A 1,366-nucleotide genomic window follows, 5' to 3' on the forward strand; every position below is an offset into this window, starting at 1 on the left:
TGTGTCAATGACACAGCTTCGGCGGTGTGCTTAAGCCCCGCTACATTGTCGGCGCAGGACCACTTGACCAGTGAGCTATTACGCACTCTTTCAAGGGTGGCTGCTTCTAAGCCAACCTCCTGGTTGTCTGGGCAATCCCACATCCTTTCCCACTGAGCACACACTTAGGGGCCTTAGCTGGTGTTCTGGGCTGTTTCCCTCTCGACGACGAAGCTTATCCCCCGCCGTCTCACTGCCGCACTCTCACACCACGGTATTCGGAGTTTGGTTGATTTCGGTAACCCGGTAAGGCCCCTAGACCATCCAGTAGCTCTACCCCCGTGGTGAAACATGCGACGCTGCACCTAAATGCATTTCGGGGAGAACCAGCTATCACGGAGTTTGATTGGCCTTTCACCCCTACCCACAGCTCATCCCCTCAGTTTTCAACCTAAGTGGGTTCGGGCCTCCACGACGTCTTACCGTCGCTTCACCCTGGCCATGGGTAGATCACTCCGCTTCGGGTCTAGACCACGCGACTACATTCGCCCTATTCAGACTCGCTTTCGCTACGGCTACCCCACACGGGTTAACCTCGCCACGCAGCACTAACTCGCAGGCTCATTCTTCAAAAGGCACGCCATCACCATTACAGCTCTGACGGCTTGTAGGCACACGGTTTCAGGTACTCTTTCACTCCCCTCCCGGGGTACTTTTCATCTTTCCCTCACGGTACTAGTCCGCTATCGGTCTTCAGGAAGTATTTAGGCTTACCGGGTGGTCCCGGCAGATTCACAGCAAATTCCACGAGCTCGCTGCTACTCGGGAACACCACCAAGAACAACAACACAAGTTTTCGCGTACGGGGCTCTCACCCACTCCGGCCGCCCATCCCAAGGCGTTCCACTAACCCATGCGTCAATTCCGAAGAAATGTCAGTCTCTTCAAGGTGGGTCCCACAACACCGCCTGCACAACGCCTGACAGCTTGACATACAAACGGTTTAGCCTCTTCCGCTTTCGCTCGCCACTACTCACGGAATCACGGTTGTTTTCTCTTCCTACGGGTACTGAGATGTTTCACTTCCCCGCGTTCCCTCCACACACCCTATATATTCAGGTGCGGGTAACACCACATCACTGGTGCTGGGTTTCCCCATTCGGAAATCCTCGGATCACAGCTCGGTTGACAGCTCCCCGAGGCTTATCGCAGCCTCCTACGTCCTTCATCGGCTCCTGAAGCCAAGACATCCACCATGTGCCCTTAACAACTTGACCACAAAGATGCTCGCATCCACTCTACAGTTCTCAAACACCACACCAGAAACACACAACGTTTCAGGGCTGTGACGCCCTGAGGCGTGTTGCCTCAGGACCCAACAGTGTGC

General features: G+C 55.0%; 1 rRNA gene. It reads right to left on the reverse strand.

Going from position 1 to position 1,366, the window contains the following annotated elements:
- A 23S ribosomal RNA gene (locus ACIA5G_RS53815) occupies positions 1-1,256 on the reverse strand; the annotation flags it as partial.
- Between the last annotated feature and the right edge of the window lie 110 nt (positions 1,257-1,366).

Origin of the sequence: Amycolatopsis sp. NPDC051758, assembly GCF_044453095.1 — a bacterium.
Taxonomy (GTDB): Bacteria; Actinomycetota; Actinomycetes; order Mycobacteriales; family Pseudonocardiaceae; genus Amycolatopsis.